At 73.0% G+C, this 15725-nt stretch carries 17 protein-coding genes; 13 read left to right on the plus strand and 4 right to left on the minus strand.

Annotated features, from left to right (window positions below):
• Nucleotides 1-49 precede the first annotated feature (49 nt).
• From ACZ3X1_RS23070 to ACZ3X1_RS23115, 10 genes are all read left to right on the plus strand, one after another.
• On the plus strand, nt 50-1504 hold the full coding sequence (locus ACZ3X1_RS23070) for a helix-turn-helix domain-containing protein (RefSeq protein WP_467280797.1): 1455 nt from the start codon (nt 50-52) through the stop codon (nt 1502-1504).
• Nucleotides 1505-1515: 11 nt separating this feature from the next.
• Entirely contained in the window at nt 1516-1755 is a 240-nt protein-coding gene (locus ACZ3X1_RS23075; protein WP_467280798.1) for a hypothetical protein, read from the plus strand.
• Nucleotides 1683-2531 carry a TetR/AcrR family transcriptional regulator gene (locus ACZ3X1_RS23080; protein WP_467280799.1) on the plus strand — a complete coding sequence of 283 codons (849 nt, stop codon included), beginning with the start codon at nt 1683-1685 and terminating at the stop codon, nt 2529-2531. The genes ACZ3X1_RS23075 and ACZ3X1_RS23080 overlap by 73 nt, the downstream gene beginning before the upstream one ends.
• Nucleotides 2532-3417: 886 nt before the next feature.
• Nucleotides 3418-3660, plus strand: a complete 243-nt coding sequence (locus ACZ3X1_RS23085; RefSeq protein WP_356812795.1) for a helix-turn-helix domain-containing protein — start codon at nt 3418-3420, stop codon at nt 3658-3660.
• Between the two features lie 160 nt (nt 3661-3820).
• The gene (locus ACZ3X1_RS23090; RefSeq protein WP_362623992.1) at nt 3821-4228 is read left to right on the plus strand and encodes a hypothetical protein; all 408 of its coding nucleotides are present in this window, start codon (nt 3821-3823) and stop codon (nt 4226-4228) included.
• Entirely contained in the window at nt 4225-5016 is a 792-nt protein-coding gene (locus ACZ3X1_RS23095) for a transcriptional regulator (RefSeq protein WP_467280800.1), read from the plus strand. Before ACZ3X1_RS23090 ends, ACZ3X1_RS23095 begins: the two co-directional genes overlap by 4 nt.
• A 71-nt stretch (nt 5017-5087) precedes the next feature.
• Nucleotides 5088-5507, plus strand: coding sequence for a roadblock/LC7 domain-containing protein (locus ACZ3X1_RS23100; RefSeq protein WP_356812791.1), 420 nt, complete (start codon nt 5088-5090; stop codon nt 5505-5507).
• A 106-nt stretch (nt 5508-5613) separates the two neighbouring features.
• On the plus strand, nt 5614-5988 hold the full coding sequence (locus tag ACZ3X1_RS23105) for a hypothetical protein (protein ID WP_031157154.1): 375 nt from the start codon (nt 5614-5616) through the stop codon (nt 5986-5988).
• Between the two features lie 192 nt (nt 5989-6180).
• On the plus strand, nt 6181-9756 hold the full coding sequence (locus ACZ3X1_RS23110; RefSeq protein WP_467280801.1) for a bifunctional glycosyltransferase/CDP-glycerol:glycerophosphate glycerophosphotransferase: 3576 nt from the start codon (nt 6181-6183) through the stop codon (nt 9754-9756).
• A gap of 126 nt (nt 9757-9882) precedes the next feature.
• Complete coding sequence (locus tag ACZ3X1_RS23115) at nt 9883-10365, plus strand: VOC family protein (protein WP_467280802.1); 483 nt, start codon at nt 9883-9885, stop codon at nt 10363-10365.
• 162 nt (nt 10366-10527) lie between these two features.
• On the opposite strand, the gene ACZ3X1_RS23120 is transcribed toward ACZ3X1_RS23115, so the two are convergent.
• Nucleotides 10528-11265 carry an SIR2 family NAD-dependent protein deacylase gene (locus ACZ3X1_RS23120; RefSeq protein WP_356812788.1) on the minus strand — a complete coding sequence of 246 codons (738 nt, stop codon included), beginning with the start codon at nt 11263-11265 and terminating at the stop codon, nt 10528-10530.
• A gap of 162 nt (nt 11266-11427) precedes the next feature.
• Between ACZ3X1_RS23120 and ACZ3X1_RS23125 the strand changes: the two genes are divergently transcribed.
• From ACZ3X1_RS23125 to ACZ3X1_RS23135, 3 genes are read left to right on the plus strand one after another with little or no spacing between them, the layout of a single operon-like run.
• Complete coding sequence (locus ACZ3X1_RS23125) at nt 11428-11868, plus strand: hypothetical protein (protein WP_390078755.1); 441 nt, start codon at nt 11428-11430, stop codon at nt 11866-11868.
• Between the two features lie 44 nt (nt 11869-11912).
• Nucleotides 11913-12872, plus strand: a complete 960-nt coding sequence (locus tag ACZ3X1_RS23130) for an ATP-grasp domain-containing protein (RefSeq protein ID WP_467280803.1) — start codon at nt 11913-11915, stop codon at nt 12870-12872.
• Complete coding sequence (locus ACZ3X1_RS23135) at nt 12869-13723, plus strand: GNAT family N-acetyltransferase (RefSeq protein WP_356812785.1); 855 nt, start codon at nt 12869-12871, stop codon at nt 13721-13723. Before ACZ3X1_RS23130 ends, ACZ3X1_RS23135 begins: the two co-directional genes overlap by 4 nt.
• A gap of 84 nt (nt 13724-13807) precedes the next feature.
• On the opposite strand, the gene ACZ3X1_RS23140 is transcribed toward ACZ3X1_RS23135, so the two are convergent.
• The 3 genes from ACZ3X1_RS23140 to ACZ3X1_RS23150 form a co-directional block, all read right to left on the minus strand.
• On the minus strand, nt 13808-14251 hold the full coding sequence (locus ACZ3X1_RS23140) for a subtilase-type protease inhibitor (RefSeq protein ID WP_467280804.1): 444 nt from the start codon (nt 14249-14251) through the stop codon (nt 13808-13810).
• 410 nt (nt 14252-14661) lie between these two features.
• Complete coding sequence (locus ACZ3X1_RS23145; RefSeq protein WP_356812783.1) at nt 14662-15099, minus strand: Crp/Fnr family transcriptional regulator; 438 nt, start codon at nt 15097-15099, stop codon at nt 14662-14664.
• A 143-nt stretch (nt 15100-15242) separates the two neighbouring features.
• On the minus strand, nt 15243-15545 hold the full coding sequence (locus tag ACZ3X1_RS23150) for a hypothetical protein (protein ID WP_356812782.1): 303 nt from the start codon (nt 15543-15545) through the stop codon (nt 15243-15245).
• Nucleotides 15546-15725 lie beyond the last annotated feature (180 nt).

Raw genomic sequence — 15725 nt, forward strand, 5'->3', positions numbered from 1 at the left:
GAGACCGGTTTCACAGCGCACAGTGTGCGGCGGGTGGTTGAATGCGCCGGTGTCACGGTCCGACGACGTACTCAAGGTCCACCGGCTCGCCCACGCCGGGGGGTCGGCCGCGCTGCTGGAGTGGCTCGCCGCCCGGCTCGGCGGATGGACCGGAGTGGTCCGCGCGGGCGATCCCGGCGCTCGCCAGGCGGATCGCGAGCAGGCCGGGGAAGCGCCTGAGGCCGCCGTCCGGGGCGCCGCCGAGATGAGCGCCCGCGGCGTACGGTCAGCCGTCCTGCACGGCGACGCTTCCGCCACCTTGCTGTTCGCGCTGGACACCGGGCGGGCCCTGGCCGCCGTACTGCCGCTGCCGCACCCGCCCGACGCGCCCGCGCTGCTGGCGGACGCGGCCGTACCGCTGGCCCTCGTGCTGCGCGCCGAGGAGGCCGAACGGCGGGAGGAAAGGGCCGAGATCGCCGAGGCGCGTGCCCGCGAGGCCGTGCTCCACCTGCTGATGAACGGCCGGCTCTCCACCGCCCACCAGATCGCCGAGGCGCTGCGCCCCCCGCTGCCCGACCCGATGCGGATGTACGTCGCCGAGTGCCGCACCGGCCGACGAGCCGAAGTGGCCCGGCTGTGCCAGGAGCTGACCGGCGGCCGGGCCTGGGTCGTGCGCTGCCCCGTCTACGTGCGCCACCTCATCATCCTGGTCCCGGCCGACGCGACAGCGCTCTTCGCCGACCACGACCCCCTGGCCGGGGCGCTGACGGCGATCGCCCCGGACTGCGCGGTCGGGGTCAGCGGGGAACTCGCCCTGGGGCAGGCCCCCACCGCCTACACCCAGGCCTTCCACGCCCTGGCCGTCGCCCGCGGCCGCGGAGAACGGCACGCCCGGTTCGGCCCCGGCCCGGAGCTGGCGCTCGCGGCCCACGAGGCCGGGGCCGACTGGGCCGGGGCCCTGCTCGCCCCCCTCCACTCGTACGAACCCCGGCGCCCCCAGGACCCGGGCGGGCAGGAACTGCGCGCCACCGCCCACGCCTGGCTGAACTTCGGCCCGCACGCCACCCGGCTGTTGAAGGTCCACCGCAACACCCTGACCGCCAGGGTCCGACTGGTCGAGACGCTGCTCGGACTGGACCTCGGCCGCCTCGGCGACCAGGCGGCGCTCTCCCTGGCGCTCCGGCTCACCCCGGGTGCGGGGCGGGGGAGCGGCACCGCGGCCCCGGCGACCGACCCCGAACTCGACACGGTCCTGCGCGACCCGCGGCTGACCGAGTGGGCCCGGGCCCACCTGAGCCGGCTCACCGGTCCGGGCGCCCCGGCCGGCGCCCGGACCACGGTCCGCACCTGGCTGGAGCACGACGCCCGGCTCGCACCGGCCGCCGCCGCGCTCGGGGTCTCCGTCCCCGGTGCCCGCAAGCGGCTGGCCCGGATCGAGGCCCTGCTGGAGCGGTCGCTGCTGCAGTCCCCGAGCGTCCGGTACGACCTGTGGCTGGCGCACCGGGCCGAAGAACTCGCCGGGTGACGTCACCCCGCGTGAGGAGCGCGTCCACATCCACCGCCGGCTCGGGCCGCCGCCACGACGACCACGTCGCCCGGCAGGTCGGCGTCGCCCCCGACGCCACACCGCGCAGGCCGGCCCACCACCACGTGGTCGTCCTGGTCGCCGCCGACGAGGCGGAGGCGGCCCGGCTGCGCGAGGCGTGGTCGGCCCGATCCTGGCGCACGTCGAGGAACTGGCCGCCGAACCGGCGAGGGACATGCTGTCCGTGGTGATCCCGGAGTACGTCGTGGGGCACTGGTGGGAGCAGCCCCTGCACCACCGGAACGCCCTCCGGCTCCCGGCGCGCCTGCTGTTCACGCCCGGGGTCGCGGTGATCGACGTGCCGTACCTGGTGGAGGCCGGAGCCCGGAGCGGGGACGTCCGCTACGGTGGGCAAAGCACTGTGCTTGCAGTGCTCACCCATCCGATGACTCAGGGACCCGCCATGCGCCAGAATCCGCAGCGCCGCGCCGCGCTGCTCGACGCCGCCATCGAAGTCCTGGCACGCGAGGGCTCGCGCGGCCTGACCCTGCGGGCGGTGGACGCGGAGGCGGGAGTGCCCACCGGCACCGCCACCAACTACTTCGCCAACCGGGCCCAACTGCTCGTGCAGATCCTCCACCGCACCCGGGAGCGGCTGGTGCCGGATCCGGCCGACCTGACCGGCCCGCTCGACACGAAGGTGCTGCTCGGCCGGCTCCTGGAGCGCATGCGGCGCGAGCGCAGCGTCCACATCGCGATGCTGGAGCTCCGGCTGGAAGGCCTGCGGCGCCCGGAGCTCCAGGCCGAGCTGGCCGCTTTCCAGGGCGCGGAGCTGGAGGCGAACATCGACTGGCACCTGGAGGCCGGCCTGCCGGGCGACCGGCAGGGCGTGGTCCTGCTCTACCTGGCGATGCTGGGGCTGATCGTCGACGACCTGACCGTGCCGGCGCTACTGGAGGCGCACCCGGTGGAGGGGCTGATCGAGACGATGGTCGAGCGCCTCCTCCCCCAGGAGTCGGCGGACTGACTGTCGTGCCGGCGGGGGAAGCGCCGGCCTCGCGGGAAAGACCGTGGGGAGCGGAGATGGCCGACACCGCCGAGGGCCGGACCTGCGGGATCCAGAGGCCGGCGGACCGGGGTGAATGGTTCGCCGGCCTCACCTTCGCACGGGGCACAACCCCCGACGAACTCGCCGCACGGCTCGGCGCGGTCCCGGGCGTCCGTCCCGGACCGCTGGGGGCACCGGCCGCCTGGAGCATGGCCACCCAGACCGCCGACGGCGAAGGCGTGGCCCGCGTCGGCAGCTGGGGCGGCTGGTCCGTCGCCGTCGAGCACGTCCTGCCGGCCGGCGCGGAACGCCTCGCCGGGGTTTCCCGGGCCGGTGTCGAGGCCATCCACCTCGACCCGCGGCCCGACCACCCGCCCAGCAGTTCGCGTACGCCCGTGACGGCGAGCCGGTGTGCTGCTTCGGCCCCGGCGAGGAATGCCGGCGCGGGGGCCGCCGGCCGGACTTCCTGCTCCCCGAGCTGGTCGCGGCGGGCGTCCTCGGACCGGACGGCGCGAACGCGGGACCGGACGACGAGCCGGACGAGGATCGCGAGCGGCGCACCCTCGCCGTCCTGGAAACACCGCTTCGCACTGGCCCTGCCGCGGCACCTGATCGCGGACGCGCCGCTCCCCGCGTACGTCACCTGCACCCGCCAGGGAGTGTCGTCAAAGCAGCGACGGCCTGACCGCCGCCGACTCGACCGGCCGGCGATGCTCTGCCACGCTCTGGTGCGCAGGTCCAGCCGGTCGCGCCGCCCCGGGTCCGGTGATCTTATGCTCGGGTTTACGCGAGTCCGCTGGTTTTGGGGGCGGCGAGCGACTTTGATGGGTCTGCCAGGCCTCGTACCGGAGCAGGGGGACCATTCATGGGAACCGACCGCATCCAGAAGGACAGCACACCCACCCTGATCGGTTCCGTGCAGCGCGCGCTGCGGCTCGTGGAAGCGATGTACGCGGAAGGCGGTGCGACCGCCAAACGGCTCGCGCGGGTCACCGGGATCCCCCTGCCCACCGTCTACCACCTGCTCCGCACCCTCAGCCACGAGGGCTACGTCGAGCGGGAAGGCGGGTCGTTCCGTCTCGCGGACGATCTTCCGCTGGCTTCGTGATCAGATTCCGACGCGTTCCGGCCAACCTCTTACACCCTGAATGGCATGTTCCCGCGGAAAATGCCAGAACGCCCTTTCGCCCTGCGGAACTTGAGTAAGTTCCCTCCTGTCGCGCCGCACTACCGTGCACACCGCACGTCCGGCCGGGAGGGGAGCCCGCGTGCCCGGGATCGACGAATGCCTGCTCGAAGCCATGGCCCTGCCTGGTGCGCGGGGGGCCGCGCTGGTCGACTGGAGCAGCGGTCTGGCTCTCGGCACCATCGGGGAATCGCCCGTGGGGGACCACGAGACCACCGCCGCCGAGACCGCCGAGCTGGCCCGTGCGGCCGCGGAGTACGAGTCCTTCGCCCGCGCGGAGGAGGGCCCCGGTGACGGCGCGGTCCCCGCCGGCCCGCCCGTCGAGGACCTGATCGTCACCACCCGCAGCGGTTTCCACGTCCTGCGGTTCGTCGAGACGAGCTTCGACAGCAGCGTCTTCCTGCACGTCTGGCTCGACCGGGCCGACGGAAACCTCGCCCTCGCCCGCCTCAGACTCAGGGCCCTGGCCGAGGGGCTGGTGCTCAGATGACCGTCCCGGCAACGGCTCCGAACGCCTTCGCGGCCGTCTCCCCCCTCCTCACCCGGCTCGCCGCGGAGCGGGCCACCGGAGCCCTGCTCCGCGACCGCGGCACCCTCTTCCTGGAGGACGGACGAATAGTCCACGCGGAGAGCCCCGCCACCCCCGGCCTCGACGTCCTCCTCACCACCGGCGGCGGCCTCGCCCCCGAACGGTGGCGCGAGGCGGTGGACCGGGCCGGGGCCCGCCGGCAGGTCGCCCGCTTCCTCGTGGACAGCGGCGGGCTCGCCGACGGCGAGCTGGAGATATGCCACCTCGCCGCCATCTTCGACGCCGCCTTCTTCGCACTGTCCCCGGGCAGCGGACCCTCCCGCTTCCGCCGCGGGGCCACCCACTGGATCGGCTCCGTCCGCTCCGTTCCGGCCGCCGCCGTCGAACGCGAGACCCGGCGCCGCCGCGAACTCCTGGACGCGGTCTGGCCGTACCCGCTGCTCGACACCGCCCCCGTGGTGCCCCGCGCGGCCGCGCCGGGCCAGACCGTCACCGCCCGGCAGCGGACGCTGCTGGACCGGGCCGACGGCGTACGCACCCCGGCGGACCTGGCCTGGGTACTGGGCCGGCCCGCCTTCCACACACTGCTCGACGTACGCCGCCTCGCGGCTGCCGGACTGGTCGAAACGCCGCACAGCCCGGCTCCCCCGCCGGTCGAGGTACCCCTGCCCGACTGGATGACCCAGGCCCAATCCCCGGACGTGGCGCTGCTCCGCCGGTTACGCGACGCACTGGAGGCAAGCCTGTGAGGCTCCCGCTGCGACCGGCCCTGCGCGCCGACCGCTCCGAGCGTAGGCAGCCCGAAAGGAGAAAGGCCGACATGAGTACGGTGCCCCCCGAGGCGGAGGCCGAGATACTCGCCGAGCTCCGCAGGCTGCGGGCCCGCGTACCCCAGCTCACCGGCGCCCTCGCCGCGAGCGCCGACGGCTTCGTCCTCGCCCAGGACAGCGCCGCCGCCGAGGCCGAGGCCGTCGCCGCCCTGACCGCCGCCGCCCTCGGCGTGGCCCAGCGGCTCAGCGACAGCACCGGCCAGGGTGCGTTCCGCGAACTGCTCGTGCGCGGCGCCGACGGATACGTCGCGACCTACGCGGCGGGCGTGGCGGCCGTCCTCACCCTGACCGCCGAGCCGCGCGTCAACGTCGGGCGCCTCCATCTGGAGGCCCGGCGTTCGAGCCTGCGCATAGCCGAACTCATCGAACACACCCTCGCGCGCAGGGGCTCCGGCACCGCGCCCGCCTGATCCGCGCACGGGCCCGCCGCAGGACGGACCCGTCGCCTTCAGGACAACTACAGCCAGTCACACAAAACAACAACCAGCTACACCGAACGGGAAAGAGGTACCTCTCATGGTCAACGTGGAGACCGCGCTCAAGGAAGCCACCACCGTCATCGAGGGCGCGATCGGCGCGGCCCTGGTCGACTACGGCAGCGGCATGGCCCTGGGCACCATCGGCGGCGGCAAGGACCTCGACCTCGCGGTCGCCGCGGCGGGCAACACGGACGTGGTGCGCGCCAAGGTCCGCACGATGGAGCTCCTCGGCCTCAAGGACGAGATCGAGGACATCCTGATCACCCTCGGTAGCCAGTACCACCTGATCCGGCTCATGAAGGGCCGGGGCTCCGTGGGCTTCTTCCTCTATCTGGCCCTCGACAAGAAGCGGGCCAACCTCGCCATGGCGCGCCATCAGCTCAAGAAGATCGAAGCGGAACTGGAGATCTGAACGGGTCGCCGGCCGGGACGGGCCGCGTCCCATCCGCAGCGTCGAAGTGGCGGACGGCTGAATTCTTTGCCGTCCGCCCCGACGATCAGCGCCCTATGCCCCATATGGGTGGAGTTTATGGCTCTGTTACAGAGTAAGATGCTGTGAGCTGATCATCGATAAAGCAAAAAAACGCTGGAGAAACCGCCACCCATGCCCCCGCGCCTGAGCATCGTCGTCCCCGTCTACAACGTCGAGCTCTACCTCGACGAGTGCCTGGAATCCATCGCCGCTCAGACCTTCGGCGACTTCGAGGCCATTCTCGTGGACGACGGCTCCACGGACACCAGCGCCGTCATAGCCAAGGCCTTCGCAGCGCGTGACAAGCGCTTCCGCGTCGTCATGCAGGAGAACGCCGGCCTCGGCGCCGCCCGCAACGCCGGCGCCCGCCACATCCACCCGGACAGCGAGTACCTGGCCTTCGTCGACAGCGACGACACCATGCCGGACTACGCCTACCAGCGGCTGATCGAAGCCCTGGACGAGACGGGCTCGGACTTCGCCGGCGGCAACGTCAAGCGCTTCCGCTCGGTCGGCATGAACCAGTCGTGGGGCCACCGGGCCGCCTTCGCCAAGACGCAGCTCAAGACCCACATCTCCAAGTTCCCGGCGCTGGTCACCGACCGCACCGCCTGGAACAAGGTCTACCGGCGCACCTTCTGGGACGAGCACGGCTTCCAGTACCCGGAGGGCATCCTCTACGAGGACGCCCCGGTCAGCATCCCCGCGCACTACTTCGCCTCCAGCGTCGACATCCTCAGCGACTGCGTCTACCACTGGCGCGTCCGCGAGACCGGTGAGCGCTCCATCACCCAGCGCTCCACCGACCCGGTCTCCCTCATCGACCGCGTGAAGTCCGTCCGCCTGGTCCGCGAGTCCCTCCAGGCCAAGCAGGGCCCCAAGTACGTCCGCTACCTGCGCGACTACGACTACAACGTGCTGAGCGAGGAACTGCCGCTCATCTACAAGTACGTCGCCGAGGGCGGCCCCGACTTCCGCGCCGCGTTCGTCAAGGAGGTGGGCGGCCTCGTCCGCGAGATCGGCACCGGTCCCTGGCCCGATCTGACCGTCGCGGACCGCCTCAAGGCCTACCTCGCCGGCGAAGGCCGCGTCGAGGACTTCATCGCCCTCCTGAACCACCAGCGCGACTACCACTACAGCGTGCCGGTCAAGGGCCTTGCCCGCCCGCAGGCCGACTACCCCTTCCTGCAGGGCCGCCCGCCGGTCCCCGCGAAGATCCTCACCCTCGGCACGCGCGAGCGCCGCGTCGTCAGCCGCCTGGAGCAGGCGGCCTGGTCCGACGGCAAGCTGCTGCTGCGCGGCTACGCCCTGCCCGGCCACCTCGGTGCGGAGAGCCGCCTCGGCTCCCGCAAGATGCTGATCTTCCGCGAGGGTGGCAAGCGCCGCCGCTCCGTCGTCAGCACCCGTACGGTCGCCTCCCCGATGGCCACCGTGAAGTCTCCGCACCTCGCGCTGCGGCACGCCGACTGGGCCGGCTTCACCGCCGTCGTCGACCCCTCGATCTTCCAGTCGGGCGGCAAGTGGAACGACGGGATATGGACGACGTCCATCGCCGTCACCGGAGCCGGCGGCCTGCACCGCGCCCGCCTCCGCGGCGGCGAGCACGACACCGGCCAGAACCCGCCCCCGTTCTGGGTCGCCCCCGACGTCCGGATCGTGCCGGCCGTCTCCGGCGCCCTCACCATCCAGGTCGAGGTCGCCCGTGCCCGCGCCCTGGAGGCCCGGCCCGCCGGCGGGGACGCCGTCGAGATCGTCGGCGAGCTCTCCGCCGGGGTCGACGCCACCCGCCTCAAGGCCGTCCACGTCTCCACCGGCGCCACCGTCGACTTCCCGCTGGAGAAGGGCGCCGCCACCGCCGGCCGCACCCCCTTCACCGCCCGCGTCACGCTGGCCGACCTGGCAGCCGTACCGGACGCCGCGTGCGAGCCCGGCGAATGGACCCCCGAGCCGTGGAGCCTCTCCGCGGTCGGTGCCGACGGGACCGAGCACCGCCTGGCCCACGACGAACGCGGAGGCTTCAACGGCCTGGTCGTGCCCCTGCCCGGCGAGACCGTGGGCCGCGCCCTGTTCGTCAAGCGCGGCAACACCGGCCACCTCACCCTCTCCGTGCAGCCCTCTCCGCCCCTCGTCGACGCCGTCGAGGTCGGGGACGGCGCCCTGACCCTGCGGGGCCGCTTCGTCGCGCCCACCGACGAGCCCTACGAGCTCGTCCTGCACAACGCGCACGGCATGGAGTTCAGCTACCCCGTCACCCGCGACGGAGACGGCTTCGAGACGACCTTCCAGCCCGTGCTCCCCGAGCCCTTCGCAGGCCGCACCACGCTCCCCGAGGGCCGCTGGTGGCCCACGCTGCGCCCGGCGGCCCAGGGCGGCACCACCGCCGGCCTGCTCGGCGTGGACCGCGGGGCCCCGGTCCAGATGTCCCCCGGCCTCCTCTTCGCCGGCCCGCACCCCATCACCGCGCAGGGCCGCCGGATGCGGATCGAGACCCGCTTCCACGACCGCATGGCGCTCGTCGCCGACCCGCTGCTGAGCCCGCACGACCGCTCCCGCTACGCCCAGCGCGTCGCCCGCTTCGAGACGTACCCGGCGCAGCGCGCCCTGCCGGTCAAGGACATCGTCGTCTACGACACCTTCCAGGGGCACGGCGCCGGCGACGCACCCCGCGCCATCCACGAGGAACTGCTGCGCCGCGGCGAGAAGCTGGAACACATCTGGCTGGTCCGCGACGGCCGCGCCGAGGTCCCCGCGACCGCCCGCGCCGTGCAGTACGGCAGCGTGGAATCCTGGGAGGTCCTCGCCCGTGCCCGCTACTTCGTGACCAACGACAGCGTGCCGGCCCTGTTCCAGCGCCGTCCCGGCCAGGTCGTCGTCCAGACCTGGCACGGTACGCCGATCAAGCAGATCGGCCACGACTTCGTGCACGACTACTACACGAGCCCGGAGATCCTGGAGGGCCTCGCGCACGACAGCGCCCAGTGGACCCTGCTCGCCTCCCCGAGCTCGTACGCGACGCCCCTGCTCAAGCGCGCCCTCGGCTACGAGGGTGAGGTCATCGAGGCCGGCAGCCCGCGCACCGACGCGCTGGTGCGGCCCGACGCGAAGCGGATCGCCGAGGTCCGGCGCCGGCTCGGCCTGCCGGAGGGCAAGAAGGTCGTCCTCTACATGCCCACCTGGCGTGAGAACTGCGAGGGCTGGACCGGTGGTTACAAGCTCGACCAGCGGATCGACCTGGACCGGGCCCGCCGCGAGCTGGGCGACGACCACGTCCTGCTGATCCGCGGCCACCACCACGTCACCGAGCAGGTCCGCGAGGGCGTCCGCGACGGTTTCGTCGTCGACGTGTCCCGCTGGCCCGACGCCGCCGACCTGCTGCTCGTCGCCGACGTGCTGATCTCGGACTACTCCTCCGCGATCTTCGACTTCGCGCTCACCGACCGGCCGATCCTCCTCTTCACGTACGACCTGGAGCACTACCGCGGCACGCTGCGCGGCTTCAACTTCGACCTGGAGGAGAAGGCGCCCGGACCGCTGCTGGCCGACTCGGAGAGCCTGATCGAGGCCGTGCGCAACGCGGACGCCGTCGGAGCCGAGTACGCCGCGGCGCGGGCGGCCTTCCGCGAGGAGTTCTGCGACCTCGACAAGGGCGACGCAGCCGAGCGCGTCGTCGACCGGATGCTCGCCATGGGCGCGGAGCCCGCGAAGTAGGCCGTACGGTCGAATTCCCGGCCGAATGAGGACCGGCCCCGGGCCCACCGATGAATTTCGGGCCCGGGGCCGGTCTGTATGTGCGGAGGCGGTATCCACCGTCCACGCACCGGCCTGGAGGCAGAGATGAGCGGCAATGGTTTCACCACGTGTCTGTGGTTCGACGGCGACGCCGAAGCGGCCGCCGACTACTACCTGTCCGTCTTCAAGGACGGCAGGATCGGACGGATCGCGCGCTACACGCAGGCCAACCCGGAGCTGGAGGGCTCGGTGATGACCGTCGAGTTCGAGGTCAACGGGCAGCGGTTCGTCGGCCTCAACGGCGGACCGCAGTTCCCCTTCACCGAGGCGATCTCCTTCCAGATCGACTGCGTCGACGAGTCCGAGGCGGACTACTACTACGACGCGCTGACCAAGGACGGCGGGCAGGAGTCCGCCTGCGGCTGGGTCAAGGACAAGTTCGGGGTGTCCTGGCAGGTCATCCCGCCGGGTGTCGTCGAGCTCGTGAGCGACCCCGACCAGGGGCGTGCCTCCCGCGCCATGGCCGCGATGATGAAGATGAAGAAGCTGGACGTGGCGGAGATGCGCCGCGCCGCCGACGCGGGCTAGGGGATGCCTTTCGGATCTCGTCGGCCGGGCCCGCGTCGACCGGGGCCTTGGGGCCTCCCCGGGCCGTCAGGGCCCAGGGGCAGCTCCGCAAGGCGCAGGAGCTCCCGCGTACCGGACGCACTCGGGAGCCCCACCGGCCGGGCGGGACTTTGACGACACGACCTAGAACCCGCCGCCCGCGGCGATCCTGGACAGCAGGGCCGGGAGGGCGGTGCCGATCGGTTCGCGGACGACCTCGTCGGCGAGGGCGTCGTACGGGGTCTCCTCCGCGTTCACGATGATCAGCCGGGCCCCGGCCTCCGCGGCCATACCGGCGAGCGAGGCGGCCGGCTGCACCTGCAGCGTCGACCCGACGGCGACGAAGACCTGGCATCCCTTGGCCACGGCCATCGCCTGTCCCAGCACCACGGGGTCGAGCCGCTGGCCGAACATCACGGTCGCCGCCTTCAGGATCCCGCCGCACGCCAGGCAGGCGGGATCCGGTTCCCCGGCGGCGACCCGGGCCAGCGCCTCGTCCATGTCCGACCGCGCGTGACACGCCGTGCACACCACGGACCGGGCGGTGCCGTGCAGCTCCAACACCTTGCGCGCGGGCATCCCTGCGAGCTGGTGCAGTCCGTCGACGTTCTGGGTGATGACCCGGACCGGGGTACCGCCGCGCTCCAGCTCTGCCACGGCCACGTGTGCGGCGTTCGGCCGCGCTCCGAGCGCGCCGATCTCCGCCCGCATCAGCCAGGACCGCCGCCGGATCTCCGGATCGGCCATGTAGTACTCGTAGGTCACGAGCTTCTCGGCATCCGGCTCACGGCGCCACAGGCCCTGTGGCCCCCGGTAGTCCGGAATTCCGGAGTCGGTGGACATCCCGGCCCCACTGAACACTGCGACGAGCGGCTTCCCCATGCGCCGACCCTACGTAGGACCGCCGTCCGCCCGCGACCCCATTACCGCGCGCCGACCGCGCGGGGGAGGCAGGGGCGCTTCTGCGGTGAATCCCGACCCCCACAGGAGTGAGATCCGGGCCAGGCGTTCCCGGTGGACCGCCCGGGCGGGTACAAACCGGGCATGATGCTGAAGCCCTACAGCCTTGGTGCCCTGCTGCTGACCCTGTCGGCCCTGCCGGTCATGGCTCCCTCCGCCGTCGCCGTGCCCGCCGCCGCGGCCGTAGCGCCCGCGGCCTCCCCGGAGGGGCACACCGCGGATCAGATCGGCCGCTTCCTCGCCCACTTCTACGGGAAGCACGGGCCGTCCGCGCACGACCGCCGCCACCACGTCTCGCAGGTGCTCCTGGAAAGACAGACGACCACCCAGTCCGACGTCCTGCTCTGCGCGCAGAACGAACCGCAGGACATCGGCATCGGCCCGGTCACCGTCGCCCAGGCGGCCGGGGTCGGCTGGGCCACCGTCACCACCCACTGGGCCGCGGACGAGACCGACACCTTCACCGTGTACGTACGCCTCGACTCCAAACCGATCCGGGTCGACGACGTGATCTGCGCGGGCTGAGCCCGCCCTTCGGCGATCCGCGCCGCCCTCCGTAGGGTGGGCGCATGCCCACCACCACCGAGGACGCGACCGCCACCGTCCTGTACTGCATCGACCCGCTGAACGACCGCCGGGTCGATGCCCATTTCGCGGCGGAGGCCCGGCAGTTGCGCGCCGCCGGCGGCAGGGTCCTGCTCGTGGACCACGACGCGCTGCTCGCCGGGGACGCCGAGCGGGCCCTCGCCCGGGTGCCCGACGGTGCGGGGGCGGTCTGGTACCGGGGCTGGATGGTTCCCGCGGACCGGTACGGCGCACTGGACGCCGCCCTCCGCCGCCGCGGCGGCCGGCTCGCCGTCACCGCGCAGGAGTACCGCCGGGCGCACGAACTCCCCGGCTGGTACGGGACCTTCGCCGACCTCACCCCGGCCAGCGCCTGGCTGCCTGCTGAGCCGGGGCGGACGCCGGATCCGCTGCGGCTCACGGCCCTCGCCGCAGGCCTGCCGCCCGGTGCCGCCGTGGTCAAGGACTACGTGAAGTCCCGCAAGCACGAGTGGGACGAGGCTTGTTACGTGCCCGAACTCGGCGACGCGGACGCCCTGCGCCGGGTGGTCGGCCGGTTCGTCGCTCTCCAGGAGGAGTTCCTGGCGGGCGGTGTGGTCCTGAGGGCCTTCGAGGACTTCGTCGCGCCGCTGACGGAGGCGGGCACGGCGGCCGCCGCGGAGGTGCGCGTGTGGTGGCGGGACGCGTCGCCGAAGCTGGTGACCGCGCATCCCGACAGCCCGGTCGCCGAGGTCGTGACCCCCGACCTCGCACCGGTCCGCGCGGCTGTCGAGGCCCTCGGCTGCCCCTTCGTGACCACCGATCTGGCTCTGCGCGCCGACGGCGTCTGGCGGGTCGTCGAAGTGGGTGACGGGCAGGTCAGCGACCTCCGCCACGGGGCCGATCTTGACGCCTTCGTCCGGATTCTGGCGGCCGGTCAGGCACCCCTGCGCACACCGTCGACATCTGGTACAACACCGCCATGACGGGATTCGAGATCACCGGGGCGAGCGCCGCCGACATGGAGATGATCCGCGGCTGGGCCGACGAGGAGGGCTGGAACCCGGGGGACTCGGACCGCTTCGCCTTCGCCGTGGCCGACCCCGGCGGCTTCCTCGTCGGCCGGCTCGACGGTGAACCGGTGGCCTGCATCTCCGCCGTCCGCTACGGAGCCGGCTTCGGCTTCATCGGCCTCTACATCGCCCGCCCCGCCTTCCGCGGCCGCGGCTACGGCATCCGGCTCTGGCGCGCCGGGATGGAACGCCTCGACGGTCGGCTCGTCGGTCTGGACGGGGTGGTCGAGCAGCAGGACAACTACCGCAAGTCCGGCTTCCGTTCCGCCTGGAACAACATCCGCGTCGAAGGCGTGCCCCGGGGCGGTGACGCCGCGGACGACGGCGGCGACATCGAGATCGTCGACGCCGCCACCCTCCCCTTCGGCCTGCTCGCCGCCTACGACCGGCGGTTCTTCCCCGCGCCGCGGGACGCCTTCCTGTCCGCCTGGACCGGGCTGCCCGGACGGACTGCCCTGGCGGCCGTACGCGGCGGCCGGATCGAGGGCCTGGGCGTGATCCGTCCGTGCAGCGCCGCCCACCGGATCGGCCCCCTGTACGCGGCCACGCCCGCGGTGGCGGCGGCCCTGCTGCGGCGGCTGGCGCGGCACGCGCCCGGCGGGCTGGTGTCCTTGGACGTCCCGGACGCCAACCCGGAGGCGACCGCGCTCGCCAAGGGCCTGGGCATGGTCCCGACCTTCGAGACCGCCCGGATGTACACCGGCCCGGTCCCGGACCTCGCCCTGGCCGAGCTGTTCGGCGTGACCAGCCTCGAACTGGGCTGAGAACACAGGCCGCTGGGGGGACCGACCGCTGCGGGGCCGGGCGGCGGTCGCACGGCGCCGCCCGGCCCGTCGCGTCACGCGGTATCAGAAGCCGAAGAGCGCGCCCGCGGTGTTCCGCAGGCCGCACGGATTGGCGAAGGTGTACGTGTAGCTGAGCCGGTGGCCCTCCCAGACCCCGTCGGCCGTCACCGTCATCGGGTTCCACTCCCTGGTACAGACGGCGTCGGCGGCGGGTGCCGCCAGCGGGTCGAGCTGCGAACCGGCCGCGCTTAACTCACGGCACGCGGCCGCCGGGTTGGGGTGGGTCCCGCCGGGCCGGGGCGCACAGACGAGCGTCACCGCCCGCAGCACCGTGCCGGTGTCTGCGTCCGGGCCGGCCGTCACGCTGAGGACCAGCGCGGACGGCGCGTACGGACTCTGCGCACCGGCCGGCGCCGCGCCGGCCGTCCCGGGCCAGGCCAGCGCGGTGAGCGCGGTGAGCGCCATGGCGGCGGAACCGAGTCCGAGACCCCTTGCGATGGACCGCATTTCGAACACTCCCTTGGGTTGGTGTTTCGGATAGCGGACAGAGTCTTGCCGACGGGAGCCGCGAACGCCCGTTCGGACCTCTATTTCCCGTCACTGATCGTGTGCGGATGAGTGCAGACCGCAGCCGTGGCGGAGGTGTGACCTGTGCGGCTGCGAGCGGCCGAATCGGCCGAACACCGACCCGGAGACCTCCCCGAAACATGTGGAGGCCCGCCGTCATCCGCCCGAAACGGAGCTGCCGGGGCGCATCTCGCCGGTCCCCCGTCCGGCACCCCGCCACGTTCAACGAGGCCGAGGCCGGCAGATCCGGCAGCGGACCACCGCTGCCCTCCTGATCACGTGCGGGCGCGCGAGCGCGGCGCCATGGCCGCCGGCGCCCCCGGGTGGGCAGGGGCTCCGGCGGGCCAGGGTCAGCCGGTCGCGCCCAGGCGCGGGGCGTACAGGTCCAGCAGCCGGGTACGCGTCTGCTGGAGCCGCGTCGCGAGCACGCGACCGACCCAGTGCCCGACCGCGGACCCGAAGGCGGGATCGGCGTCCATCAGCATCCGTACGGCCGCCGCGTCGAACTCGTACGCGCGCACCGGCGTCATCGCCTCCGCGCCCAGCTGCCACACGTACGGAGGGAACAGCCAGGACCAGCCGACCAGCTCGCCGGGGCCCAGGTTCTCCACCTGCGCGGGCCGACGGCCGGCCACCGGCACCTCCAGGGTCACCGTGCCCGAGCGCACGATCCAGAAGGACTTCGCCCGGTGGCCCTCGTCGAAGATCCGCGCGTTCTCCGGGAAATTCACCTCACGGGCCTGCGCCATCAGCCGTCCACGGTGCTCCGTGGACAACACTGCGGCCATTCGGATGGGGGAAGGTGTGCTCACGACGGCCTCCGATCGGACCCCCCGCGACGCTCCTGCTGCTCCCAGTGTCGCCGACGCGGCCCGATCCGGATCGGCCCGCGAGCCCCTTTCTTCGCCGCCAGTCCGCCGCCAGTCCGCCGCTAGTCCTCCGCGTTCGCCTCCATGCACGCCAGCTCCATCGCGTCCAGTACGGCCTCGTGGCTGCGGCCGCTCAGTTCGGCGACGTTCTCGATCTGGGCCGTGGCCCAGGCCGCCAGCGTCATCACCAGGACCCGTAGCCCGTCGGTGCCGTACTCGGCCAGGATCGCGTCGGCAACGACCATGGCCTCCTCCGGGACCTGCTCGGGCGGCTCCAGGCCCGCGAGGCCGCGCAGCATGACGAGGGTGCGGCGGGAGACCTCCGGCGTCATCCCCGCCAGCCGCATGTCCTCTTCCTCGTTCATCCGCCCCGCCCTCCGCTGCCGAGCCCGTCCCTCAGGGCACGGTAGAGGGGAGCGGCGCCGCGCGGGGCCGTTTCCGCAGGGTGACCTTGCGTGAGCGGGTGCGGGCGGCCGGATCCGGTGGGTCCGGCCGGGCCACGGCAGCGGCGGAGACGAAGTACGCGGCGGGCATCGCCTTCACGA

The sequence above is a fragment of the Streptomyces sp. NPDC023541 genome, from assembly GCF_055559995.1.